At 70.4% G+C, this 22,706-nt stretch carries 24 protein-coding genes and 1 pseudogene; 11 read left to right on the top strand and 14 right to left on the bottom strand.

The window, feature by feature from the left end:
* The first annotated feature begins 156 nt into the window (after positions 1-156).
* From F4553_RS35750 to arfB, 4 genes are all read left to right on the top strand, one after another.
* Positions 157-1,020 carry a PAC2 family protein gene (locus F4553_RS35750; protein ID WP_184845415.1) on the top strand — a complete coding sequence of 288 codons (864 nt, stop codon included), beginning with the start codon at positions 157-159 and terminating at the stop codon, positions 1,018-1,020.
* A gap of 233 nt (positions 1,021-1,253) precedes the next feature.
* The gene (locus F4553_RS35745; protein WP_184845413.1) at positions 1,254-2,081 is read left to right on the top strand and encodes a GntR family transcriptional regulator; all 828 of its coding nucleotides are present in this window, start codon (positions 1,254-1,256) and stop codon (positions 2,079-2,081) included.
* Between the two features lie 106 nt (positions 2,082-2,187).
* Positions 2,188-2,472, top strand: a complete 285-nt coding sequence (locus tag F4553_RS35740) for a hypothetical protein (protein ID WP_184845411.1) — start codon at positions 2,188-2,190, stop codon at positions 2,470-2,472.
* 133 nt (positions 2,473-2,605) lie between these two features.
* Complete coding sequence (gene arfB, locus F4553_RS35735) at positions 2,606-3,031, top strand: alternative ribosome rescue aminoacyl-tRNA hydrolase ArfB (protein WP_184845409.1); 426 nt, start codon at positions 2,606-2,608, stop codon at positions 3,029-3,031.
* A 217-nt stretch (positions 3,032-3,248) separates the two neighbouring features.
* Here arfB and mshC read toward each other — a convergent pair whose 3' ends face one another.
* From mshC to F4553_RS35705, 6 genes are all read right to left on the bottom strand, one after another.
* Entirely contained in the window at positions 3,249-4,487 is a 1,239-nt protein-coding gene (gene mshC / locus F4553_RS35730; RefSeq protein WP_184845407.1) for a cysteine--1-D-myo-inosityl 2-amino-2-deoxy-alpha-D-glucopyranoside ligase, read from the bottom strand.
* Between the two features lie 33 nt (positions 4,488-4,520).
* A complete protein-coding gene (locus F4553_RS35725; RefSeq protein WP_312875518.1) occupies positions 4,521-5,312 on the bottom strand; it encodes an Rv2133c family protein in 792 nt (263 codons plus the stop codon).
* Positions 5,309-5,872, bottom strand: a complete 564-nt coding sequence (locus F4553_RS35720) for an Rv2134c family protein (protein ID WP_184845405.1) — start codon at positions 5,870-5,872, stop codon at positions 5,309-5,311. Before F4553_RS35720 ends, F4553_RS35725 begins: the two co-directional genes overlap by 4 nt.
* An 88-nt stretch (positions 5,873-5,960) precedes the next feature.
* Positions 5,961-6,593, bottom strand: a complete 633-nt coding sequence (locus tag F4553_RS35715; protein WP_376776334.1) for an Rv2135c family putative phosphatase — start codon at positions 6,591-6,593, stop codon at positions 5,961-5,963.
* 13 nt (positions 6,594-6,606) lie between these two features.
* Positions 6,607-7,437, bottom strand: coding sequence for an undecaprenyl-diphosphate phosphatase (locus F4553_RS35710; RefSeq protein WP_376776333.1), 831 nt, complete (start codon positions 7,435-7,437; stop codon positions 6,607-6,609).
* Between the two features lie 7 nt (positions 7,438-7,444).
* The gene (locus F4553_RS35705) at positions 7,445-8,506 is read right to left on the bottom strand and encodes an LLM class F420-dependent oxidoreductase (protein WP_184845403.1); all 1,062 of its coding nucleotides are present in this window, start codon (positions 8,504-8,506) and stop codon (positions 7,445-7,447) included.
* A gap of 260 nt (positions 8,507-8,766) precedes the next feature.
* Here F4553_RS35705 and F4553_RS35700 point away from each other — a divergent pair, with 260 nt between their 5' ends.
* Complete coding sequence (locus F4553_RS35700) at positions 8,767-9,720, top strand: aldo/keto reductase (RefSeq protein WP_184845401.1); 954 nt, start codon at positions 8,767-8,769, stop codon at positions 9,718-9,720.
* 50 nt (positions 9,721-9,770) lie between these two features.
* Complete coding sequence (locus F4553_RS35695) at positions 9,771-9,959, top strand: DUF5703 family protein (RefSeq protein ID WP_184845399.1); 189 nt, start codon at positions 9,771-9,773, stop codon at positions 9,957-9,959.
* A 210-nt stretch (positions 9,960-10,169) separates the two neighbouring features.
* On the opposite strand, the gene F4553_RS35690 is transcribed toward F4553_RS35695, so the two are convergent.
* Genes F4553_RS35690 through F4553_RS35680 form a run of 3 tightly spaced genes read right to left on the bottom strand, consistent with a single transcriptional unit; the run spans position 10,170 to position 12,728 of the window.
* A complete protein-coding gene (locus F4553_RS35690) occupies positions 10,170-10,814 on the bottom strand; it encodes a hypothetical protein (RefSeq protein WP_184845397.1) in 645 nt (214 codons plus the stop codon).
* A 41-nt stretch (positions 10,815-10,855) separates the two neighbouring features.
* Complete coding sequence (locus F4553_RS35685) at positions 10,856-12,148, bottom strand: M20/M25/M40 family metallo-hydrolase (RefSeq protein ID WP_184845395.1); 1,293 nt, start codon at positions 12,146-12,148, stop codon at positions 10,856-10,858.
* Complete coding sequence (locus tag F4553_RS35680; RefSeq protein WP_184845393.1) at positions 12,120-12,728, bottom strand: hypothetical protein; 609 nt, start codon at positions 12,726-12,728, stop codon at positions 12,120-12,122. Before F4553_RS35680 ends, F4553_RS35685 begins: the two co-directional genes overlap by 29 nt.
* 93 nt (positions 12,729-12,821) lie before the next feature.
* Here F4553_RS35680 and F4553_RS35675 point away from each other — a divergent pair, with 93 nt between their 5' ends.
* Together F4553_RS35675 and F4553_RS35670 are read left to right on the top strand one after the other, a co-directional pair.
* On the top strand, positions 12,822-13,292 hold the full coding sequence (locus tag F4553_RS35675) for a DUF4190 domain-containing protein (RefSeq protein ID WP_184845391.1): 471 nt from the start codon (positions 12,822-12,824) through the stop codon (positions 13,290-13,292).
* An 80-nt stretch (positions 13,293-13,372) separates the two neighbouring features.
* The gene (locus tag F4553_RS35670) at positions 13,373-14,107 is read left to right on the top strand and encodes a hypothetical protein (protein ID WP_184845389.1); all 735 of its coding nucleotides are present in this window, start codon (positions 13,373-13,375) and stop codon (positions 14,105-14,107) included.
* 114 nt (positions 14,108-14,221) lie between these two features.
* On the opposite strand, the gene F4553_RS35665 is transcribed toward F4553_RS35670, so the two are convergent.
* The gene (locus tag F4553_RS35665; RefSeq protein ID WP_184845387.1) at positions 14,222-15,586 is read right to left on the bottom strand and encodes a carbohydrate-binding protein; all 1,365 of its coding nucleotides are present in this window, start codon (positions 15,584-15,586) and stop codon (positions 14,222-14,224) included.
* Positions 15,587-15,772: 186 nt separating this feature from the next.
* Positions 15,773-16,606, bottom strand: a complete 834-nt coding sequence (locus tag F4553_RS35660; protein WP_184845385.1) for an SGNH/GDSL hydrolase family protein — start codon at positions 16,604-16,606, stop codon at positions 15,773-15,775.
* A gap of 346 nt (positions 16,607-16,952) precedes the next feature.
* Between F4553_RS35660 and F4553_RS35655 the strand changes: the two genes are divergently transcribed.
* Positions 16,953-17,423 (top strand): MarR family winged helix-turn-helix transcriptional regulator, encoded by a 471-nt coding sequence (locus F4553_RS35655; RefSeq protein WP_184845383.1) that lies wholly within the window; start codon positions 16,953-16,955, stop codon positions 17,421-17,423.
* Positions 17,424-17,425: 2 nt separating this feature from the next.
* Positions 17,426-17,926, top strand: a pseudogene (locus F4553_RS35650) (GNAT family N-acetyltransferase); the annotation flags it as partial.
* Between the two features lie 137 nt (positions 17,927-18,063).
* On the opposite strand, the gene F4553_RS35645 reads toward F4553_RS35650, so the two are convergent.
* Positions 18,064-21,057, bottom strand: a complete 2,994-nt coding sequence (locus F4553_RS35645) for a C25 family cysteine peptidase (protein WP_184845379.1) — start codon at positions 21,055-21,057, stop codon at positions 18,064-18,066.
* Between the two features lie 148 nt (positions 21,058-21,205).
* On the opposite strand from F4553_RS35645, the gene F4553_RS35640 reads away from it, so the two are divergent.
* Complete coding sequence (locus tag F4553_RS35640) at positions 21,206-21,847, top strand: RDD family protein (protein WP_184845377.1); 642 nt, start codon at positions 21,206-21,208, stop codon at positions 21,845-21,847.
* Between the two features lie 62 nt (positions 21,848-21,909).
* Here the strand turns inward: F4553_RS35640 and F4553_RS35635 are convergent, their stop codons facing one another.
* Both F4553_RS35635 and F4553_RS35630 read right to left on the bottom strand, forming a co-directional pair.
* Positions 21,910-22,302, bottom strand: coding sequence for a type II toxin-antitoxin system VapC family toxin (locus tag F4553_RS35635; protein WP_184845375.1), 393 nt, complete (start codon positions 22,300-22,302; stop codon positions 21,910-21,912).
* Entirely contained in the window at positions 22,299-22,610 is a 312-nt protein-coding gene (locus F4553_RS35630) for a type II toxin-antitoxin system Phd/YefM family antitoxin (RefSeq protein ID WP_184845373.1), read from the bottom strand. Before F4553_RS35630 ends, F4553_RS35635 begins: the two co-directional genes overlap by 4 nt.
* Between the last annotated feature and the right edge of the window lie 96 nt (positions 22,611-22,706).

The following is a 22,706-nucleotide window of genomic DNA, read 5'->3' as shown; positions in this document are numbered from 1 at the left end:
TTGACTGAGCTCCGAGCTCGCTTACTGCGGTAGGGGCACGTCCCGGATGATGAGTGCCGATAACCGTTCGGGCCACCGGGGTCGGAACGGACGGCGGCGACGCGCCACGGTCGCCGAGCGCCGGGCGTCTTACGCGGACCAACGTAGGCTGTCGGTGTGAGTGAGTTCGACGGACTGCCCGTTCTCCGTTCCCCCGTGGCGATCGCGGCCTTTGAGGGCTGGAACGACGCCGCTGACGCCGCGTCCTCGACCCTCGACCACCTCGAGCAGGTCTGGGATGCCAAGCAGGTGGCCGCCATCGACCCGGAGGACTACTACGACTTCCAGGTGACCCGACCCATGATCAGCCTCGTCGACGGCGACACCCGCCGCATCGAGTGGCCGACGACACGTTTTCTGGTCGCCTCGCCGCCCGGCGCCGAGCGCGATGTCGTGCTCATCCGGGGCATCGAGCCGAATATGCGCTGGCGGGGCTTCTGCTCCGACATCCTGGAGCTCTGCCACAGCCTGGAGGTGAGCCGGGTCGTGCTGCTGGGCGCCCTGCTCGCCGACGTCCCCTACAGCAGGCCGCTGCCGATCAGCGGGAGCGCCAACGGCTCCGAGGTGATCGAGCGGTTCCGGCTCACCCCGACCCGCTACGACGGGCCCACGGGCATCGTGGGGGTGCTGCACGACGCCGCCCAGCGGGCCGACTTCGACTCACTCTCCTTCTGGGTGCACGTGCCGCACTACGCCAACAACCCGCCCTGCCCGAAGGCGACGCTCGCCCTGCTGCACCGGGTGGAGGAGGTCCTCGACCTCGCCGTACCCGTGGGTGACCTGGCCGAGGAGTCGGCCGAGTGGGAGGAGAAGGTCCGCGCGGCCGGCGAGCAGGACGCCGAGCTGGGCGAATACCTCCGCGAGCTGGAGGAGCGGGCCGGCGACTCGGGGATTCAGCCGTTGAGCGGCGACGAGATCGCCAGCGAGTTCGAGAAGTACCTGCGCCGCCGGGGTGGCGGCGGCAGCGCCTCCATCTTCTAGTCGGATTTCCAACACAGGGCTCGTTGCTTCGGCAGCGGGCCCTGGTTGCGTCTGCGGCGAAGCGTGCCATTTCGCGGGGCGAGGCCATGCTTTGCCGCGAAACGAGACGGCCGCTGACCGGTGCGGAAAAGGACACGTCGGGCGGGTGGCGCGGTAGGGCTCGGGCGCGACACACCGCGTAGGTCGGCCTAGGAAGCTAGGTTTCGGACATCGGGGCACGCATACTCATGTTCATGCCTCTACGTGACGCGGAGACCTCGACCGGGGTGAACCCGGGCGCGGCGGAGTCCCCCCACCGCCAGATCGCGACCAACCTGCGAGCCAGGATCCGGCGCGGCGACTGGGCGGCGGGCGAGCGGCTGCCCAGCATCCCGGCGATGGCGACGATGTTCGGTGTCGCCAAGCAGACGATCCAGCGCACCGTGGACCAGCTCCGGCTCGAGGGCCTGCTGATCACGAAGCCGGGCTCGGGCACCTATGTCCGGGGCACCCGGCGGCGCCTCAACCGGCTCTCCCGGGGCCGCTACGGCACGCACCGGGGCTACCACGCGGATCTCGCCGCCCGCTACCGCCAGCACCTCGTCTCGGTCAGCACGGAACCCGCGCCGTCGGAGATCACCGATGCGTTCGGCGTCGTCGACGGCACTCCCCTGCTGTGCCGTCGGCACATCGTGCGTACGCAGGAGTCGCCCGTGGAGGTCGGCGCGTCCTGGTTCCGCCCGGCCGACATCCGCGGTTCGTCGGTGGAGCGGTTCGAGGCGTTCGGCCGGCCGCTCTACCAGGAGGTGGAGGAGGTGACCGGCCGACGCTACGTCTCGGCGACCGACCAGGTGACCGCCCGGCTGCCCACCCGCGACGAGGCGGAGGTGCTGCAGATCCGCGCCGACACGCCGGTGCTGCACCTGCTGCACGTGGCGTTCGACGCCGAGCACCGCCCGATCGAGGTCGCGGAGGCCACCTGGCCTGGGCCGATGACGGCGCTCACCGAGGAGTACAAGATCCCCGAGCCACGCCCGGACGTGGACCCGCTCATCGACATCGACCCCGGTCCGTCGACCTGATCCACACCCCGTGAGCTGGGCGCATTCGGCCGCCGAAAGTGATCTGTCGGGTCCGCGACACGCTGGGTTGCGCCCGATGCGCCCCTTTCCGGGTGAAGATGGGCTGATGAGCCCTCGCCCCTCCACTGTCGCGACCACCGTCGGCGCCGTGATCTGCCTGGGACTGCTGACCCTGACGCTGGCGGTCTTCGTGACCGCGATCGTCCAGGGCACCGGCGGCGCCGGTCTCGTCGTCGTCGGTGCACTCTGCGTCTTCCTCGCCGGTGCGACGACGCTGCTCTACCGCCGCCGTGCCCGTGCAATGGCCGAATCGCCCGCACCGCGCCAACCCGCGCCCCGGGTGGCCGCTCCCCGCGTTCCGTCCCGCCGCCCGTCGCCCCGCCCCCGGTGAGCCGGTGGCGGTGCCGCGCCGCCTCTCATCGGACCAACTCTTGAAGAGTTGCGGCGATCTTGGGCGAACCACCGACCTGGGCGGGCAAGATCGCTCTGGCGTAGCCTGAGCGCGTGACGAGCGCAGGTGCGGCGTGCCGGGACCGCTGACGATCCGGCCCGGTGTGGGGATCCCCGAGGCCGAGCTGAGCCTGCGCTTCTCCCGGTCGGGCGGACCGGGCGGCCAGGGGGTCAACACCGCCGACTCCCGGGTCGAGCTCTCCTGGAACCTCGCCGCGTCCGCCGCGCTCACCCCGGCCCTGCACGCCCGGGCGATGGAGCGGCTGGCCGGTCGCCTCGTCGACGGCACGATCACCATCGCGGCCTCCGAGCACCGCGCCCAGCTGCGCAACCGCGAGGCCGCCGAGGCGCGGCTGATCGCCCTGGTCGCCGACGCGATCGCACCACCGGCGGCACCGCGCCGCCCCACCCGGCCGTCCCGCGGCTCGGTCGAGCGCCGCATCTCGGCGAAGAAGCGCCGCAGCGACATCAAGCGCCACCGCCGCGCAGGCGACGACTGACCCCAAGATCGCCGCAACTCTTGAAGAGTTGGTCCTATCGCCCGTCACGTTTTGCAGCAAAGCGTGGCCTCGTGGCGCGACATGGCCACGCTTTGCTGCAAAACGTGACGGGGCGCAAGCGGGACGGGGCGCGAGCGTGACGGGGCGCGAACGTGACCGCACCCGAGATCGCCGCAACTCTTGAAGAGTTGCGGCGATCGTGGGGCTGCGCAGACGGCTAGAGCTTGATGCCGAGCAGTGCGTCGACCGTGGTCGCCATCAGGGCCGGGGACGCCGGGTCCGTGCCGCTGCCCGCGAGTGCGTCCTCCGCCCAGGTGTCGACGAGGGAGATCGCCCGGGGGGTGTCGAGGTCGTTGGCGAGCGCGGCGCGTACCCCCGCGAGGAGATCGGCGCCCGACGGCCCGGTGGCGCACGCGGCGGCGAGGCGCCACTTGGCCAGGCGCTGCTCCGCGGCCTTGAGCACCTCGTCGGTCCACTGGCGGTCGGCGCGGTAGTGGTCGCCCATCAGGCCCAGGCGCATCGCACCGGGGTCGGTGTGGTCGGCGCGCAGCCGGGAGACGAAGACGAGGTTGCCCTTGGACTTGCTCATCTTCTCGCCGTGCAGCCCGATCATGCCCGCGTGGACGTAGTGCGCGGCGAACGGCGAGCGGCCGGTGAGGACCTCGGCGTGCGCGGCGGAGCACTCGTGGTGCGGGAAGAGCAGGTCGTTGCCGCCGCCCTGGACGTCGATCGTGTCGCCGATGAGGAGCTGGGCGATGACGGAGCACTCGATGTGCCAGCCGGGGCGGCCGGGGCCGAGGGCACCGCCGTCCCAGCTCGGCTCGTCGGGTCGGATGCCGCGCCAGAGCAGCGGGTCGAGGCGGTCGCGCTTGCCGGCCCGGGTCGGGTCGCCGCCGCGCTCCGCGAAGTAGACCAGCATCTGCTCGCGGGAGAGGTTGGACTCGTAGCCGAAGGCGGGCGCCGACGCGATGTCGAAGTAGACATCGCCGGTGCCGTCCTCCAGCCGGTAGGCGGCGCCGCGTTCGAGCAGCTCGGCGATCTTCTCGACGATCTGCGGGATCGATTCCACCGCGCCGACGTAGTGGGCCGGCGGGATGATCCGCAGCGCCTCCATGTCCTCGCGGAACAGCGCGGTCTCGCGCATCGCGAGCACGATCCAGTCCTCGTTGTCGCGAGCGGCGCGCTCCAGCAGCGGGTCGTCGATGTCGGTGACGTTCTGCACGTAGAGGACCTCCTGCCCGGCGTCGCGCCACATCCGGTTGATGAGGTCAAACGTGATCATGGTGGCGGCGTGGCCGAGGTGGGTCGCATCGTAAGGGGTGATGCCGCACACGTACATCCCGGCCGGTCCCCGTGGCGCGCTCGGATGCGTGCTCTGCCGCGCCGAGTCGTAGAGGTAGAGCTGCTGGCCAGCACCGGGTAGGCGGGGGATGTCATGTCCGGACCACGTTTCCATGCCTCCGAGAGTATCCGGCGGCGTGATCGAACGTCAGATCGGTGGCCACGGGATGATGTGGCGATCGCTCGGCGGCTGCGGGTAGCGGCCGATCTCGCGCAGCCGGTCCCGCCGACGGATCAGCGCGGTCAGCTCGGCCGGGGTGAGGTGCTCGGCGAGCGAGCCCGGGTCGAGCGTGTCGAGGCGCTCGGCGAGCTCGGCGGGGATGGGTCGGCCCGCGAACCCCCACAGCACCGTCCGCAGCTTCGGCTCGGCGTGGAAGCAGACGCCGTGGTCGATCCCGGCGAGGTGCCCGTCGGCCGCGAGCAGCACGTGGGCGCCCTTGCGGTCGGCATTGTTGATCAGCGCGTCGAAGAGGGCGAGCGTGGCGAGGCGGGGATCGTCGGCGTGAGCCAGCAGGTAGGAGGCGCCGTCCTCGTCCTGCGCCGCGGCGATGGTGCACCAGTCCGACGGCATCGATCCGGCCGGGACCCAGTCGACGAGCTGCTCCTCGGCGAGGTCGTCGAGCCACAGCTGCACCGAGCCGGGGCCGAGCGGGCCGTCGCGCAGGATCGTCGGCGGCACCAGCCCCCAACCGGCGGCGGCGCTCACCTCGTAGGCCGCGACCTCGCGACCGGCGAGGTTGCCGCCGGGGCCGGGCCCCGGCGGGAAGTCCCACAGCGGGCGCTCGCCCCGGATCGGCTTGTAGACCGCGCGGGCGGTCTCGCCGTCGAGGGTGAGCTCGACCCGCAGGGTCGCGTTGGAGGCGTCGACGAGGCGACCCTCGATCTCCATCTCGCCCCGGCGCAGGAGCTCGATGGCGGCGGTGGCCTGCAGCGGGTTCACCTGCGGTGGTAACCGTTGTGACGCGGACACAGGTGTCCGGCCGGGTCCAGGGGCTGCCCGCAGAGCGGGCACGGCGGGCGACCGGCCGAGAGCAGGCGACGGGCCCGGGCGATGAAGGCCCGCACCTCGCCCGGGGTGAGCCGGACCCGGAGCCGGTCGAGGTCCTCGTCGACCTCTTCGTCGAGGCTGTCGTCGGGCTCGGTGTCGGGCTCCGCCTCGTTGACGGCGATCGCCTCGATGATCACGGTTTCACTGTCGACGTCGTATGCCAGCCCGAGCGTGCCGACCCGGAACTCCTCGTCCACGGGTGCGTCCAGCGGCTCGTTGTCGGGGTCGCTCACCTCGGTGCCGGGCATCGGCATGTCGAAGCGCCGGTGAGCCTCGGTCAGCAGCTCCTCCAGCTTCTCGGCGAGGAGCGCGACCTGCACTTTCTCCAGGGCGACCGTGACGAGCCTGCCGCCGCCGCGCGCCTGGAGGAAGAACGCCCGCTCTCCCGGCGGGCCGACGGTGCCGGCGACGAACCGTTCGGGCGGCTCGAAGGCGAACACCTGATGTGTCATACCGAAACCCTATCTCCTCAATCGGGCCCATCAGTAGGACCGGTGGTTCAGCGTTGCGCAGCTTCGCTGAGGGCGCACTCCAGGCGTATCAGGCGGCTCCGCCGACGGTCGGGGTGACGAGGGGTTTCAGGTCCCCGCCCAGGTCGTTCAGGCGCAGCAGGTAGGGCCGCTGCGGCGTGTATCGGATCAACGTCAGTGAGGCCGGCTCGACGTTGATCCGCTGGAACTGGTCGAGGTGCAGGCCGAGCGCGTCGGCGACGATCGCCTTGATGATGTCGCCGTGGGAGCAGGCGAGCCAGACCGCGTCCGGGCCGAGCGCCGCGTCGTGGCGGCGCACGGCGTTGACGGCACGGGCCGACATCGCCGACATCGACTCGCCGCCGGGGAAGGTGACGGCGGAGGCGTGCTGCTGGACCGTCGTCCACAGCGGATCCTCGGCCAGCTCCTTGAGCGATCGGCCGGTCCAATCGCCATAGCCGCACTCGGTCAGGTCGGCCTCGACCTCCGGCGTGGCCTGCGGCAACGCCAACTCCAGGGTCTGCCGGCAGCGCAGCAGCGGGCTGGTCACGACCGCCGCGAGCGGCAGGTCGGCGAGGCGCTCGCCCGCCGCGGCGGCTTGCGCGCGGCCGCGGTCGTCGAGCTCCGCCGGCGTGTCACCGGCGAGGATCCCGGCGGCATTAGCGGTGGTACGCCCGTGGCGCAGCAGAATGACGGTGCCCATCGTGGTCAGCCTCTCAGGCCTGTGGACCCCAGAGCAGGAACCCGATGATCGCCACGCCGAGGATCACCCTGTACCAGATGAACACCTTCAGGGTGTGGTTGGCGACGAACTTCAGCAGCCATGCGATGGAGGCGTATGCGACGACGAAGCTGACGACGGTGCCGACAGCGAGCGAGCTCATCGAGACGGAGTCGGACTTCAGCGCGTCGGGCAGCTCGTAGATGCCCGCGGCGGTCAGCGCCGGGATGCCGAGGAAGAAGGAGAGCCGGGTCGCGGTGACCCGGTTGAAGTCGCGCAGCAGACCGGTGGTGATCGTGGCGCCGGACCGGGAGACGCCGGGGACCAGGGCCAGACACTGGGCGAAGCCGATGATCAGCGAATCCTTGAGCGTGAGCGCCTTCTCGTCCTTGAGCTGGGTGGCGGCGTGGTCGGCGAAGGCCATCGCGCCGCTCCAGATGATCAGACCGGCGGCGACGACCCACAGGCTGCGCAGCGGCCCGGTGATGAAGTCCTTGGCGGCGAAGCCGACCAGGGCGATCGGCATCGAGCCCGCGATGACATACCACGCGAAGCGGTAGTCGTGGTTCTGCCGGGCCTGCGCGGAGAAGAGGCCCTTGAACCAGGCCGCGGCGAGCCGCCCGATGTCCTTGGCGAAGTAGATGAGCACGGCGGCGATCGCACCCACCTGGATCACCGCGGTGAAGGCGGTGACACCGGAGTCCTCGATCGACAGGCCCATCAGCTCCTCGACGATGGTGAGGTGGCCGGTGGAGGAGATCGGGAGGAACTCGGTGATGCCCTCCACGATGCCCAGCACGATGGCCTGCCAGATCGAGATCTCCACGTACTACCTACTCCCCTAGGTCGCCGACCCCGGACAGGGTCAGTGCGTCCGCCACGTCCCGCAGCGTCTGCGCACCCGACTCGGGGTCCGGCGCGAAGAGCGACACGCAGAGCGTAGTCACCCCCGCCGACGCGAAGTCGCGCAGCCTCGCCGCGACCCGCTCCTTCGGCCCCAGCAGGCTGGTCTGGTCGATGAAGTCCATGGGTACGGCCGCCGCCGCCTCCTCGCGCCGCTTGGCGAGGTAGAGCTCCTGGATCTTCGCCGCGGCTTCGCCGTAGCCCATCCGGACGGCCAGTTCGTTGTAGAAGTTCTTCTCCCGGCTGCCCATCCCGCCGATGTAGAGCGCCGCGTAGTGCCGCACCAGCTCGGCGCACATCTCGACGTCGTCGCCGATCACCACCGGCACGCTCGGCACCACGTCGAACCCGTCGAGGGTCAGCCCCGCCTTCCCCCGCCCCTTGGCGATCGTGGCGAGGGACTCCGACGCGTACTCCGGCGAGTAGAAGATCGCCAGCCAGCCGTCCGCGATCTCCCCGGCGAGCTCCAGATTCTTGGGTCCGACGGCGGCGAGGTAGATCGGGATGTGCTCCCGCGGAGGGTGGAAGCTCAACCGCAGCGCCTTCCCCGGTCCGCCGGGCAGCGGCAGTTCGTAGTGCTCGCCGTGGAACTCCACGGTCTGCCGCCCGATCGCCAGCTTCACGATCTCCACGAACTCCCGCGTCCGCGCCAGCGGCTTGGCGAACCGGACCCCGTGCCAGCCCTCCGACACCTGCGGCCCCGACACCCCCAGCCCCAGCCGAAACCGCCCGCCCGAGCAGGCATCGATGGTCGCCGCAGTCATCGCCGTGGCGGCCGGAGTACGGGCCGGGATCTGCATGACCGCGGACCCCACGTCGATCCGCGACGTCTGCCCGGCGATCCAGGCGAGGATCGACGGCGAATCGGATCCATAGGCCTCAGCCGCCCACACCACCGAGTACCCCAGCCGATCGGCCTCCTGCGCCAGCAAAAGGTGGTCCCCAGGAGAAGTCCAAGCAGTCTGGTACCCAAGATTCAGCCCAAGCTTCATAACAAAGCCACCAATCACCACGCAACAAGAGTGGTTCCACCCTACCGGGCAACCGTGCTGCGGTGTTACCCACCGGTAGGACTCCTGCCACCTGCACCGGGACAGGGTTTCCGGGGCGGATCGACCCGCGTCGTGATCACGCCTGACCGCCCAGAGCGGGTCGATCCGCCCCGGAAACCCCGAAGCGCAACCAAACAGCAGTCAAGATCACGACACACGGACGCTTTTCGCGACACGCCGACGAAGAATATCGTTCAGGCATGCAGCAGCGACCGCTCGGCCGAAGCGGACTGGCGGTCTCACGGCTGGGCCTGGGCACCATGACGTGGGGTCAGGATACCGACCCCGACGACGCGGGCGCGCAGCTGAAGTCCTTTGTCGACGCCGGCGGCACGCTGATCGACACCGCCGATGTCTACGCCGACGGCGAGGCCGAAGCAGTCCTGGGAACCCTACTCGACGCGATGGTCGCCCGCGAGGACCTCATCATCGTCGCCAAGGCCGGCGTACGGGCCCGGGGCAGCCGCCGTCACGACGCGTCCCGGGGCCACCTGCTGCGCAGCCTCGACGTCACCCTGCGCCGCCTCGGCACCGATTACGTCGACCTGTGGCAGGTGCACGGCTACGACCCCGATACGCCGATGGAGGAGACCCTCTCCGCCCTCGACCACGCCGTCGCCACCGGCAAGGCCCGCTACGCCGGGGTCGCCAACCTCACCGGCTGGCAGATGGCCCGGGCGGCGACCTGGCAGTCGGCCTGGCCGCAGCGGGCACCCATCATCGCCACCGGCGTGGAGTATTCGCTGCTGGAGCGGGGCATCGAACGCGAGGTGCTGCCCGCGTGCGCGGCGATGGGGATCGGGGTGCTCCCCTGGTCGCCCCTGGGGCGCGGCGTCCTGACCGGCAAATACCGCCATGGCCGTCCGGCCGACTCCCGGGCCGCGTCGCGCACCTTCGACCGGTTCGTCCTCGCCTATCTGGACCCGCGCTGCTCGGCGATCGTCGAGTCGGTGATGACCGCCGCGAGCGGCCTCGGCGTGAGCCCGGGGCTGGTCGCGCTCGCCTGGGTACGCGATCGGCCGGGCGTGACCGCCCCCGTCATCGGCGCCCGGACGCTCGATCAGCTCATGGAGGCGCTCCCGGTCGAGGGGATCGATCTGCCACCGGAGATCAGTCGAGCCCTGGACGACGTATCGGCAGAATCCGTCACGTAAGAGGCGAGACACTCTGGAAAACGTCGCCCGTCGGGAGCACCATTATCGACATGGACTACGAATACGCACCGCTGCGGATACCACCGGATGTCGACAGGGTGACCGCCGCGGTGCGGCTGGCGATCCAGGCCGAGTTCGCGGGCTGGGAGCTCGCCCGGGTCCGCCTGCTCAAGGACGGCACCCGGCAGGTCCTCCTCCGCCGCCCCCAACGAGCCCCGCTGCCAGGCCTTTCGACCTAGAGAGCCCCGCAAGGCGTAACAATCGAAAGGTTGAAGAAAAGGCCGACCGACAAGGGCCGCGACCGACAAGGGGCGCGACCGACAAGGGCCGCGCCCACGTCGCGGTGTCCCGCCGGTGTTCGGGATTCTGCTGCTCCGAAGGAGCAGAAGGATCGCGAACGACCGGGTCCCGAGGGACACCGCCAGCGTCACCGGAGGTGACGCCATGACTCAGTGCTCGTGACCCTCGTGGTCCTCGAGGTGCAGGTGCTCGTCCATGCGGCCGATGAGGCGGTCGGTGCTGCCGAGCGAGAACGGGCCGTCGGCGTCGGTCTCCTCGTAGGCCTCGGGGTCCAGCGCGCTCTCGACCTCGGCGACCGTGACGATGCCGTCGAGCGGCTCGAGCTCCGGGATGTCGAGGGCGGCGAGCGATCCGTCACCGGACTGCAGCAGCTCGATCAGGGCCTCGCTGATGGTCTCGACCGGGTCGGGGCTCTCGCCCTCCTCCATGATCGCGTCGCGGGCTTCCTGACCGGCCTTGAGCAGCGCGGAGACGCTGGGGATCTTGTAGTCGCGGCGCTGCCGGACCGAGATCACCTTGGTGTGCGGGTCGTCGGAGTCCTCGGCGGAGGAATCGAAGAACTGATCGGCCTTCTCCGGGTCGATCGGGTCGACCTGCCACGGCGTGACCTCGCCGTAGACATCGAGCAGGTGGTCATCGTAGGCGACCGAGGCGTTGTTGAGCGCGACGTAGCTGCGCCACACATCGTCGTCATCGATCTTGCCACCGGCAGCGCGGACCGCGGTGAGGTGCGTGCGCAGCGCGCTCACGACCGCCTCCAGTGCGGCGTCGACCTGTGCGTCGGTGTAGCTCATGAGTGGTCCCCTTCGGACGTGTTCGAGATTCGGGCGAGACGTCAGCTGTTACGGAGCAGCCGGTCGAGCACCCGCACGCCGAACTCTAGTCCCTCGACCGGCACCCGCTCGTCAATGCCATGGAAGAGTGCGGCGAAGTTGAGGTCGGCGGGGAGCTTCAGCGGCGAGAAACCGAAGCAGCGCATGCCGAGCGTCGCGAAAGCCTTCGCGTCGGTGCCGCCCGAGAGCATGTAGGGAACGGGGCGCGCACCGGCGTCCTCGGCACGCAGCGCCGCGGCCATCGCGTCGACGAGCGGACCGTCGAAGGTGGTCTCCAGCGCCTCCTGGTGGTGCACGGTCTCGATCTCCAGACCGTCGCCGATGACCGCGCGGAGCTGCTCGCGGAAGGTCTCCTCGAAGCCCGGCAGCGTGCGGCAGTCGATGGTGGCGCTGGCCCGGCCGGGGATGACGTTGTCCTTGTAGCCCGCGGCGAGCCGCGACGGGTTGGCCGTGTTGCGCAGGGTGGCGCCGACCAGGGAGGCGATCGGGCCGAGCTTGGCGACCGCGGCCTCCGGGTTCTCCAGGTCGAGCTCGATGCCGAGGATCTCCGAGATGTGCTCCAGGAACGCCTTGGTCGTCGGCGTCACCTCCAGCGGGAACCGGTGGCGGCCGAGCCGGGCGACCGCCTCGCAGAGCGCGGTGACGGCGTTGTCGTCGTTGATCATCGAGCCGTGCCCGGGGCGGCCGGTGGCGTGCAGCCGCAGCCAGTCGATGCCCTTCTCGGCCGTCTGGATCAGGTAGAGACGCAGGTCACCGCCGATGGAGACGGAGAAGCCGCCGACCTCGCCGATCGCCTCGGTGCAGCCGTCGAAGAGCTCCGGGTGGTCGCGGACCAGGTAGTGGGCGCCGTAGTCGCCGCCCGCCTCCTCGTCGGCGGTGAAGGCGAGCACGATGTCGCGCGGCGGGACGTAGCCCTCGCGGTGCCACTGCTTCACCGTGGCGAGCATCATGGCGTCGAAGTCCTTCATGTCGACGGCGCCGCGGCCCCAGACGTAGCCGTCGCGCAGCTCGCCGGAGAACGGGTGCACGGACCACTCGCTCGCGTCGGCGGGCACGACATCGAGGTGGCCGTGGACCAGCAGCGCGCCGCGCGAGCTGTCCCGGCCGGGAATCCGGGCCACCAGATTGGTACGCCCCTTCGCCGTCTCCAGCACCGCCGGTTCGAGCCCGGCCTCGCCGAGCACGCCGGCCACGTATTCGGCGGCGGCCCGTTCCCCGGCACTCGTGGCCAGGTCACCGGTGTTGGTGGAGTCGATGCGGATCAGGTCACGGCACAGCTCGACGACGTCGCTCATCCTGCATTCCTACCAGTTGAGCGGCGGGAGCGGTGTCGCAGGCTTGCACATAGAGCAGGGCACCCGGCTCGGTCGGGTGGCTGACCTGGATCCACCCCGGTGCCTCGTCGTCGCGGGGCGGCCAGTCCCGGTGCGGCAGGTAGGCGAGCCGACGGGCGAACCGCCAGCCGAGGTAGAGGGCGGAGTACGGGACGGCGGCGACCCAGACGGCGTCCCGTCGGCGGTAGGAGACCTTCGGGGCCAGCCAGGCGACGAGCCCGGCGACGAACAGGGCGGTGGCGGCGTACCCGGCCCGGTCGAGGCCGGTGAGCCACGCCACGCCCCGGTGGACGCCGTAGCCCGCGCCGACGGCGGGCAGGAACATCGCGAGCGCCAGCGCGTTGCGAGCCGCCGACGACCGCGGCGGGGTCGACGGCGACAGGGCCAGGTCGGCGGGCGGGATGAGCGCGCCGGCGGCCATCGTGCGGTTCGACCAGCCCTCGCCGTCCCGGTGGCGCCGACCCGGACGCAGTGCGCTCCCGCCGCGGACGGGGCTCGGCGCGGGGTGCCAGCCGGGGCCGGCGGGCAGGGGCTCAGTCACTGTTTCTCCTGGTCGAGGGGCCTGCCACTGTACCCACCCGGGACGAGCGCCGATGCAGTAGCCTTCGGGCGTACCTGCTGAAGAGGAGCCCGTATGACCGACCTGCCGCCCGGGAACCCCGGCGAACAGCCGCAGCTCCCGCCCGACCCCTATCAGCAGCAGCCCTACCAGGGCCCGGGGCCCTATGGCCAGCCCCAGCCCTACGGCCCGCCGCCACCCTACGGCGCTGAGCAGCCCTATGGTCAGCAGCCGTACGGCTCGCAGCCCTACGGCCCGCAGTATGTCGTGGCGCCGCCGACGAACACGATGGCGATCCTGGCGATCGTCTTCGCCTTCATCTTCTCCCCGCTGGCGATCGTCTTCGGCCACATGGCGAAGAACCAGATCAAGGTCTCCGGCGAGAGCGGCGACGGCCTCGCCACCGCCGGGCTCATCCTGGGCTACGTCTTCACCGGCCTGTCGGTGGCGATCTGCCTCTGCTACGGGGTCTTCATGGTCGGCATCTGCGGCACCGCCGGGATGGCCGGCCTCATCGACCCCACGCCCTCCCCGTACGGCTACTGAGCCGCCTACTCCCCCGGGCGTAGTCGGAGTGCCGCCACCGGGACGACGACCGGGGCACCCCCGACCGGCACCCTGTGGGGATGACTGTGCGCCCCGTCGAACGACTCTGCTACCTGCTCGGCCTCGGCCTGATCGCGGCCGGGCTGGCCCACGCGGTGGTGCTGGTGGTGACCGGCGGCTCCTGGTCCGGGCCGGTCTCGCTGCGCAAGCCGGCCACCTTCGGCGTCTCCTTCGGGCTGACGCTGATCACGATCGCGTGGGTCGCCTCCTTCCTGCCGCTGGGTGACCGCGGCCGGGGGTGGCTGCTCGGGCTGCTCGCCGGGGCGAGTGTGGTGGAGGTCGGCCTGATCAGCGTGCAGGCCTGGCGCGGGGTGCCGTCGCACATCAACTTCGAGACGGCGACGGACTCGATGATCGCCCGGGTGCTCGCCGGTGGCGGGTTCGTGCTGATCGCCGTGATCGCGGCGCTGACGGTGGTGTCGCTGCGGCCCCACCCCACCGTCGCGCCGAGCATGCGGCTGGCGGTGCGGGCGGGGCTGCTCATCCTGGACGTCTCCCTGCTCACCGGCGCAGTGATGATCTTCAACGGCGTACGCACCGTCTTCGGCGAGAACCAGCAGGCCGCCTATGCGGCGCTGGGCACGTTGAAGCCGGTCCACGCGGTGACGATGCACGCCGTCCTGGTCCTGCCGCTGCTGGCGTGGCTGATCCGCACCCGCTGGACCGAGCCCCGCCGCGTCCAAGCGGTCCGCGCCGCGATAGCCGCCTACGCCGCCGTCGCGACGGCGGCGGCAGCAACCCTCCTCGCCCTCTGACCCCCCACCCCGCCCCCCGCCCCGCCCCGATATTCGCGTTGATCAAGGGAAGACTCGCCGCATATCGGGCACCCCGGATGGTGAGTCTTCCCTTGATCAACGCGAATTTGCGGGCTAGTGGCGGAAGAGGAACTGGTCGACGTTCACGAAGTCGGACGGCTGGCCGCTGGTGAAGGTCAGGTAGACGGCGTGGGTGCCGGTCACCGCCGCGACGTTGCCGGGGACGTCCCGCCAGGTCGTCCAGCCGCCGGTGTTGGCCACGGCGAAGGAGCCGATGGGGGTCGCGGTGGCGCTGTCGATGCGTACCTCGATCAATCCACTGACTCCGCCGGCGGCACCCGACGCGACCCGGGCCACGAAGTCCTTCGGGCTGGTGGAGCCGAAGTTGACGCCGTCGAAGCGGGCCCAGTCACCGTTGCGCAACGCCGAGATGTAGGTCCCGGAGTTGACCACGCCGTTGTTGCCGTTGTAGCTCTCGGCCTGGATCGCGGTGTAGGCGTCGCGGTTGCCGCCCGGCGGCGGGCTGCTCGGCGGCGGGCTGCTCGGCGGCGTCCCCGCGCCCTTGGTCCAGACCGCCACATAATCAACCTTCATGGGTACGCCGGAGACCGTGCTCCCGGTCGGCGTGGCGCCGCCGGCGAGCGCGTTCGGGAACGCTCCACCCATCGAGACGTTGAGCAGGATGAAGTAGCCCGCGTGGCTCGTCATCTGGCCCCAGTAGGAGCCGACCTGCGACTGGTTCACGGTGTGGAAGAGCGTTCCGTCCACATACCACCGCAGCTGCTGGGCGCTCTCGTTGCTGCGGTCCCACTCGAAGCGGTAGGTGTGGAATCCGGCCTGGCAGGTCGTGCCGGGGCAGGCCCGGTTGGCGCCGATGCCGGTCGTCTCGTTGCAGGGTCCGCCGGGGTTGACGCCGCAGTGCAGCACGCCCCAGACGGCGTTGATGCCGTTGACGTTCTCCATGATGTCGAACTCGCCGATACCGGGCCAGTTCCAGTAGTTGCCCCGATAGGGCGCTCCCAGCGCCCAGAACGCGGGCCAGTAGCCGGCCGCCGCGGCACCGGTGACGTTCGGCATCTGGATGCGGCCCTCGATGCGCAGGATGCCGCCGGCGGGTGCGGTGAAGTTGGTGCGCTGGGTCTCGATCCGGGCCGAGGTCCAGGAGCTGCCGTTCTTGATCGGCGTGATGACGAGGTTGCCCGCGCCGTCCTGCTTGAGGTTGCTGGTGCTGTTGGTGAAGCTCTGCACCTCACCGGTGCCCCAGTTGGCCGGGCCGCCGGGGTAGCTCGTACCCGTGTCGATGATCCAGTTGGCACCGGAGGGGAGGGTGTTGTTCGCGCCGGTGAAGTCGTCGCTGAAGGCGAGGGTCCAGCCGGTGGGCGTCGACGGGACCGCGGCGTTCGCGCTGACGGTCACGGCGACGACGCCGGTCACGGTCAGAGCAAGGGCGATCGGCAGTACGCGGGAGCGGAGTCTCATGCGCCGTTGCCTCCTCGAAGAGGGTGATGGAGCGCGTCCACGGCTCACGATCACGCTGCCGGTATTCCGCGAGAGCGCTCTCTTCGGTTCGTGACAACAGGAAACACCCGCGAAACAAAGATGTCAACAGACGTCGATGTGGCCGGGACGGAGACCGTCCCGGCCACGGCATCCGTGGAGGAGGTGTTACCAGCCGAAGCCGGCCGCGTAGGTGACGCTCGCCAGGACCGTCTGCCCCGCGTTGTTGGGGTGGAAGTAGTCCCAGGTGGAGATCTGGTTCAACGCGAACGGGTAGTTGAAGACCGCGTTGTCGTCGAAGTCGCAGTTGGCGCCGTAGGCCGCGCACGCCTGGGCGAGCTGGCCGTTGAAGTCGGCGACCCGCTGCTGGACCCGGTTGCGCCGGTCCACATCGGCCTGGGCGGTCGAGGTGGGGTTGGCGAGCAGGGACTGGCAGATGCCGAAGAGCGACCACGCCGAGCGGGCGGACGAGGAGACCTTGCCGACCTCCCACAACCGCTTGACGTTGGGCACCGAGGCGAGGAACACCTTGGCGTTCGGCAGCCCGTTCTTGATCGTCGACAGTGCCGAGTCGATGGAGGCGCGGTAGGCCGCCACCGACGTCATCGACGCCTCGCTGCTGGTGCACGCGTCGTTGGCGCCGATGAGGATCGTCACGTATCCGGCGCCCTGGCCGACCGCGGTCGCGGCCTGGCCGGGCATGTCCGCGGCCTTGGCACCGGACCGGGCGTCGTTGTAGTTCTTGCCGTTGATCGCCGAGTTCTTCGCCCGGATCCGCAGGTACTGGCTGTTGATCGACGAGTAGTCGCCGGTGCTCCAGGACCTCGACACGCAGTCGGAGTACCAGCCGCAGGCGTTGAAGCCGCGGGTGATCGAGTCACCCAGGCTCGCCATGGAACTCGGCGGCGGACCCGGATCCGCCGCTGCTGCCGGCGCGCCCGCCAGCAGCAGCGCGGCAACCAGGCCGCCGACGAGCGCGAGGGACGTTCGCGCGTACCGCATAGTGTGTCCATCCTTCGTGTGGGGGACGTGGGAGCGGGGGACGATGTGGATCCGCGCATGCGCCGACGAAGCCCGTTAGAGCTGCTCAACGCATCGCGGAAAGCGATGATTAACGATGGGTTAATATCGCTACGGCACAGTAACATCGGCGTGACCCAGATCACCAGAGGCACGCGGAGTGGATATATGGTTACGCCACTCGATACACCGCGCCGAACGCCACCGTCGCCCCCGGGGCCCGCCAGCACCAGGAACAGTCCCTCAGCTCGCCGGACCCACCCGGTCGGCGGGCTCGCGGGAGATACATAGTCACTTGAGCGCTCAACTATCGCGGTACACTGGGGGTATGGCTTCACCCCGGTGGCTCGACGACGACGAACAGGCGACGTGGCGCGCGCTCATCGCCACGATCGGGCTGGTCGAGGAGTCGCTCGACAAGCAGTTGCAGCGCGACTCCGAGATGCCCCACGCGTACTACATGATTCTCGCGATGCTCTCCGAGGCCGACGGCCGCGCGCTGCGGATGAGCGAGCTCGCCTCGATCAACAATTACTCGCAGAGCCGGCTGTCGCACGCCGTCGCCCGGCTGGAGGAGCGCGGCTGGGTGCGGCGCGACCCGTGCCCCACCGACAAGCGCGGCAACATCGCCGTCCTCACCGATGCGGGTCTGGCCGCCCTGGTCGAGTCCGCACCCGGCCACGTCGAGGAGGTCCGGCGCCGGATCTTCGACCCGCTCACCAGTGCCGAGGCCCACCAGCTCGGCGTTCTTTGCCGGAAAATCCTCGCCGGGGAAGCGGGTGCCCGGCCTACCGTGTGACCATGACTGCGACATTGACCGGGGACACCGTCCTGCTCCGGCCCGCCACCACCGCCGACATCCCCCGGCTGGCCGAGATCCGGGCGACACCGGCGGTGCTGGCGCACTGGCACACCGATGGCGACCTGCCCGCCGAGCTCGCCGAGGACCTCGTCGACCCGGAGCTCGCGACGCTCGTCGTCGAGCACGGGGGCACGGTGGTCGGTGCGATCCAGTGGGGCGCCGAGGAAGATCCGATCTACCGCCACGCCAGCATCGACATCTATCTCGACCCGGCGGTGCACGGCCGCGGCCTCGGCACCGACGCCGTGCGTACGCTGGCGCGCCACCTCATCGCCGAGCGCGGCTTCCACCGCCTCGTCATCGATCCGTCCGCCGACAACGCGGCGGCGATCGCCTGCTACACGAGGGTCGGCTTCCGCCCCGTCGGCATCCTGCGCCAATACGAGCGGGACACCGACGGCAAGGGCTGGCACGACGGCCTCCTCATGGACCTCCTAGCGAGGACCTCTCCCCCCAGCCCTCGCGGTAACCCCCGAAAATTCGCGTTGATCAAGGGAAGACTCACCATCCGGGGTGTCCGATATGCGGCGAGTCTTCCCTTGATCAACGCGAATTTTCGGGGTGTGGGCGGGCGAGGTTACTCGGCGACGAAGCGGAAGTCGCGGGTCAGGTTTGCCGGGTCGATGCCCGACTGGGACGCGGGGATGCCGAGGATCGACGTGGGCTGGTCGTCGGCGTAGGCGTTGTCGGCGTACCCGGCCAGGAGGCTGACCGGCGACGACGGCGCGGCGCCGACGAGCGTCACGTGGCCGCGGTCCGGCGCGTGGCCCGGCGCCGTCACGATCACCTCGACCTCGACGGTCGCACCTGGCGCCACCAGCGTCGACGTGTCGATCCGGACGATGCCGCCCGCGTCGGCCCGGACGTTGACCGTCTGGCCGTGCGCGATGATCGTGAGCACCGCGTCGGGGACCAGGCGGCGCAGGTCGTCGCGGATCGGCCACTCCCATTCCTTGATCACCGGGATGGTACGGGGGATGCGCACCTTGCGCGGCGCCCGGGTCCAGATCGGCATCTCGGGGTCGCCGAGCAGGTTGAGGCTGAGCACCACCCACTTGGTGTTGGTCGGGTGCAGCCCGGCCGTGTGCACCAGCTCGCACCGGCTGTCGGCGAGCAGCCCCAGGTTGCGGGTGGTGCTCAGGCGCTGCCAGAAGAGGCGCTGGAAGTCGTCGCCGACCCCGATCCAGGAGAAGCGGCTGTTGCCGATGTAGGCGACCGCGCCGCCGTCCGGGTTGGTGAGCAGCTGCTCGCTCATCGCCTCGCCCCACTCGAAGGCGCCGGTGAGGCACGAGTCGGCATAGGCGATGAAGCCCGGCAGGCCGTTGCTGAGCGTGCTCGCCATCGCCCCGTCGAGGTAGGCGACGCCGTCCATGCTGCCGTGTCCGGAGAGGCTGACCAGGTGCGGCGCCTTGTTGAGCGCCTCGGTGAGGCTGGCCCGGTGGAGGTGGCGGGCACCGGCCGGGCGGCCCGCGGGCAGGTCGACCTCGTCGGTGTAGAGGCGGTCGATCGTGGTGATGCCGTGCAGGGACGCGCGGGCGATGTCGACGACCTGCTCCTGGTCGAGCATGCTGCCGTCGGCGACCGGCTCGTCGAGGATGTAGAGCGTCGGGGTGAGCTCCTCGGCGCGGTCGCTGTAGACGGCGATGAACCCGCTGGGCACCGGCAGGCGGAAGCGCATCCCCGGGCCGAAGTCGAAGGTACGCGTCGACGGCGTCACGTCCGTGGCGCTGAGGCAGTAGTGCCAGCCCCGCCCGCCCGAGCGGACCGCCGCGTCGTAGGGGATCTGCCGCAGGTCGTTATCGGCCACCTGGGCGAAGAGGTGGTAGCTGATCGGGATCTCGGCGGCGGTGAGCTGGATGACGCTGTGGTCGGCGCGGGCCGGGTGGACATACTGGTTCTCGCCGAGCGCGCTCATCGTCGCGGGCCACACGCCGATCCGGCCGCCCCAGCTGTCCCCGACGACGACCATGCCCCGCTCGTAGGACGGCCCGAACGGCAGCGCCGCCTGCGGCATCTGCTCGTAGGTGAGCACCTTCGTGACGAAGGTCCGCGCCTGCATCGCGCCGTTGACGGGTGCCCGGCCGACGCTGACGTGCGCCTGCCAGGTGATCACGTCGGGGTCGTCCACGTCGGCGACACCGTGCTCGCCGTAGACGCCGTTGCCGCGGAAGTCCCAGTCGTGCCGCCCGCTCACCCCGTAGCCGGTGCCGATGAGGCTCGCGTAGTAGAAGTCGGTCGGGATCTTGTTCCAGTGGTAGAGGAAGCGCAGCGTCGTGTTGAGCTGGGCGGCGCTGCCCTTCGCCACCACGAAGTCGGTCGGGTAGCCGCAGGCGGTGGCGTAGCTGTTGTCGGTGGTGAAGTGCCAGCCCAGCGCCGCGGTGCCGGTCGGGTCGTAGGGTACGACGAGGCCGGTGTCGGGGCGGATCAGCGTGTTCTCGCTGTCCGCGCCCCACCAGATCGCCATCCCGGTGGTGTTGATGTGCAGCTCGGTCCCGGCCCAGTGCGAGCCGCCCGCGGCGGGCGGGTTCGCCGACCCGGGGGTGACCTCGGCGAGGAAGCCGCCGTCGGCGATGCGGGTCGGCACGATCTCGGTGTCGCCGCCGAGCAGCAGCCACCGGGTGCCCCAGGAGCGCCGCGCGTGCTTGACGAAGTTGCGGATCACCTCGGGCAGGTCCCGGGCGCCGGTGCGGAAGTCGCCGTAGTGACCGCCGACGATGTCGGTGACCGTGACGACCCGGGCGCTGAGGCCACGGGCCCGCTTCCAGGCGGCGAGCCGCTCGAACTCGGCGACCGGGTCGCCGTCGGCGATCGACGCGACCGCCGTGATCGTCTCGGCGTTCCAGTAGTGCCGGTCGGTGATGACGAGGTACTCCGCGTTGCGGATGACGACGATCTCGTCGAGCCACGGCGGCACGCGGACCACGTCGTCGGGGTTGAGCACGAGGTTGCGCAGCAGGTTGAAGTGGTCGGCGGCCTGCGTGGCCGAGGTGAACCGGCCCTGCGTCACGTCGCGCCACTTCTGCGCCCGGGTCACCTCGTCCTGCAACCGGTAGCCGATCGTCACGGTGATCTGCTCGTGCAGGATCAGGTGGCCGGCCTCGTCGAGAGCGAGCGGGTTGATCTCCACGGTCGCCACCGGTGCCTGCCCGTCACCGACCGCGAGCAGGCGCGCGACGGGTCGCGGCTCGGCCATCAGCCGCGCGTAGCGCTCCAGGTTCGGAAGGACGATCGCGGGTACGGGCGCCGCCTCGCGCTCACCACCGAGCCGGGTACGCCGCAGCGACTCCTTGATCCCGGCCCGCAGCGGCTGGACGGGTGCGAGCAGAACCGGCTCCTTGGAGAGCTGCCGTGTCTCGATCACCTCGGCGGTGGCGCTGACGGCGATGGCCCCCTCGGGCAGCGCGACGCGGACGACGGCCCTGGGCAGCGCCGGGTCCCCGGGCTCGCCGACGCCCGCGGCGCCGTCCAGTGTGATCAGTGCGCCATAGGGCGTGGATTTGATCACCACGTCCTTCGGCGAGTAGGTCAGGGCGACGTCGACCTGGTTGCCCTCGTGTCGGCTGATGCTCATGCCCCACACCGTAGGCACCCCCGCAACCCCTGCCGAGCCTGTGACAGAAAGCGGACCGCCCCCGCGCAGGATCGGGTCGGCCCCTCGGCGGTCCCAGGCTGCCACGCTGGGGCTGCACGACGTGCACGGCAGTGCGAGGATGTCGACCATGACGACACCCCAGCAACCGCCCAGCCCTATCCCCGGTGGCTGGACACCGCCCCCGCAGCAGCAGTACGGGCCGGGTGCGCCCTACGGTGCGCCGCCGATGCAGGTCCGCCTCGTGCCGGCCGCGCCCAACGGTGCGCCGCTCGCCGACTTCTGGTACCGCCTCGGCGCCTACATGCTCGACGGCCTCATCGTCGGGGCGATCTCCATGGTCGTCGCCATTCCGGCGCTCATCATCTGGATGATCTACTTCTTCCAGGAGTTCGAGGCGAACGCCAACACCTACGGCTCGACCTACGACCCGGCGATGCCCTTCGCATCGATCTGGATCTTCCTGCTGATCGAGCTCGCCATCATCGGCGTCGTCATGATCTTCTCGTACCTCTACTTCGTCGAGTACCAGCTCCGCAAGGGGCAGACGGTCGGCAAGCGGGTCCTGAAGATCAAGATCGTGCCGGCCGACCCCGCGGTCACCGTGCTCACCCGGTCGGACCTCGCCAAGCGCTGGGCCGTCAGCCAGGTCGTCGGGACGATCGTGCCGTTCTTCTCCTACCTCGACGGGCTGTGGCAGCTCTGGGACAAGCCGCTGCAGCAGTGCCTGCACGACAAGGCGGCCAAGACCGTCGTGATCCGGATCGGCTGACGCGCTGCACCGAGCGCCCGCCGGTCGGCCGATGGCACGGCGCCGCCGAGCGGCGGGTGCTCTCAGGCGGGTGCGGCGACGGTGAGGCCGATCTCCGCGGCCGCCGCCGCGAGCCGCTTGTCATAGGTCACGAACGCCTCCAGCTCGGCCCCGATCGCCACCGCCGTGGCGAGGTGGATCGCGTCGAGCGTGCGCAGTCCCGGATTGCCGACCGTCGCCGAGCTCGCCACGATGTCGGCGGCGATCGGCACCGTCATGATCCGCTGCGACAGGGCGATGGCCCGGTCGGCGAGGCCCGGCCGGTGCCGGGTGACCGCGCGGATCAGCTCCGGATAGATGAGCGCCGAGGAGACGAGCGGCCGGCCGATCCTCGCCGCCAGCCACACGGCGAGCGCCTGCGACTCCCGCTCGTGCTGCACGAGCTTCGCCGCCGCCGAGGTGTCGAGATAGATCACCGGTCACGCTCGGCGATCACGGCGTCGGCGAGGGAGAAGTCGCCGTCGTCGGGGTCGGGCAGCGGCAGCAGGTCGAGAACGGTGCCCGGCACGAGCGCCGGGACCAGGCGCCCCTCGGCGATCCACTGGTCGACCGTCGGATTGCCGGTCACGGTCGGCGGCGGCGGCGTCAGGAACGCCACGATCCGGCCCCGCTCGGTGATCGGCAGGGACTGCCCCTCCTTGACCCGCCGCAGGACCGCGGTCGTCTGCTGGTTGAGCTCGGTCACCGTCACGGGCGCGCCGCCCGCTTTCGCCTTCGCCGCCATCCCCCCACTCTACTAGATTTCTAGTAGACCCCGAGATCGCCGCAACTCTTCAAGAGTTGGTGCTAAAACGGGGCCCAGCCGCGCAGTCGCTTCGTT

It is taken from the genome of Allocatelliglobosispora scoriae (assembly GCF_014204945.1).
Lineage (GTDB): Bacteria > Actinomycetota > Actinomycetes > Mycobacteriales > Micromonosporaceae > Allocatelliglobosispora > Allocatelliglobosispora scoriae.
This window is presented reverse-complemented; position numbering and strand designations above follow the sequence as displayed.

Coding starts and splice junctions, on each gene's coding strand:
- F4553_RS35745 (WP_184845413.1), top strand. CDS start 1,254: ATGCCTCTACGTGACGCGGAGACCTCGACCGGGGTGAACCCGGGCGCG.
- F4553_RS35740 (WP_184845411.1), top strand. CDS start 2,188: ATGAGCCCTCGCCCCTCCACTGTCGCGACCACCGTCGGCGCCGTGATC.
- mshC (WP_184845407.1), bottom strand. CDS start 4,487: ATGGAAACGTGGTCCGGACATGACATCCCCCGCCTACCCGGTGCTGGC.
- F4553_RS35720 (WP_184845405.1), bottom strand. CDS start 5,872: ATGACACATCAGGTGTTCGCCTTCGAGCCGCCCGAACGGTTCGTCGCC.
- F4553_RS35715 (WP_376776334.1), bottom strand. CDS start 6,593: ATGGGCACCGTCATTCTGCTGCGCCACGGGCGTACCACCGCTAATGCC.
- F4553_RS35705 (WP_184845403.1), bottom strand. CDS start 8,506: ATGAAGCTTGGGCTGAATCTTGGGTACCAGACTGCTTGGACTTCTCCT.
- F4553_RS35700 (WP_184845401.1), top strand. CDS start 8,767: ATGCAGCAGCGACCGCTCGGCCGAAGCGGACTGGCGGTCTCACGGCTG.
- F4553_RS35695 (WP_184845399.1), top strand. CDS start 9,771: ATGGACTACGAATACGCACCGCTGCGGATACCACCGGATGTCGACAGG.
- F4553_RS35690 (WP_184845397.1), bottom strand. CDS start 10,814: ATGAGCTACACCGACGCACAGGTCGACGCCGCACTGGAGGCGGTCGTG.
- F4553_RS35685 (WP_184845395.1), bottom strand. CDS start 12,148: ATGAGCGACGTCGTCGAGCTGTGCCGTGACCTGATCCGCATCGACTCC.
- F4553_RS35675 (WP_184845391.1), top strand. CDS start 12,822: ATGACCGACCTGCCGCCCGGGAACCCCGGCGAACAGCCGCAGCTCCCG.
- F4553_RS35670 (WP_184845389.1), top strand. CDS start 13,373: ATGACTGTGCGCCCCGTCGAACGACTCTGCTACCTGCTCGGCCTCGGC.
- F4553_RS35665 (WP_184845387.1), bottom strand. CDS start 15,586: ATGAGACTCCGCTCCCGCGTACTGCCGATCGCCCTTGCTCTGACCGTG.
- F4553_RS35660 (WP_184845385.1), bottom strand. CDS start 16,606: ATGCGGTACGCGCGAACGTCCCTCGCGCTCGTCGGCGGCCTGGTTGCC.
- F4553_RS35655 (WP_184845383.1), top strand. CDS start 16,953: ATGGCTTCACCCCGGTGGCTCGACGACGACGAACAGGCGACGTGGCGC.
- F4553_RS35645 (WP_184845379.1), bottom strand. CDS start 21,057: ATGAGCATCAGCCGACACGAGGGCAACCAGGTCGACGTCGCCCTGACC.
- F4553_RS35640 (WP_184845377.1), top strand. CDS start 21,206: ATGACGACACCCCAGCAACCGCCCAGCCCTATCCCCGGTGGCTGGACA.
- F4553_RS35630 (WP_184845373.1), bottom strand. CDS start 22,610: ATGGCGGCGAAGGCGAAAGCGGGCGGCGCGCCCGTGACGGTGACCGAG.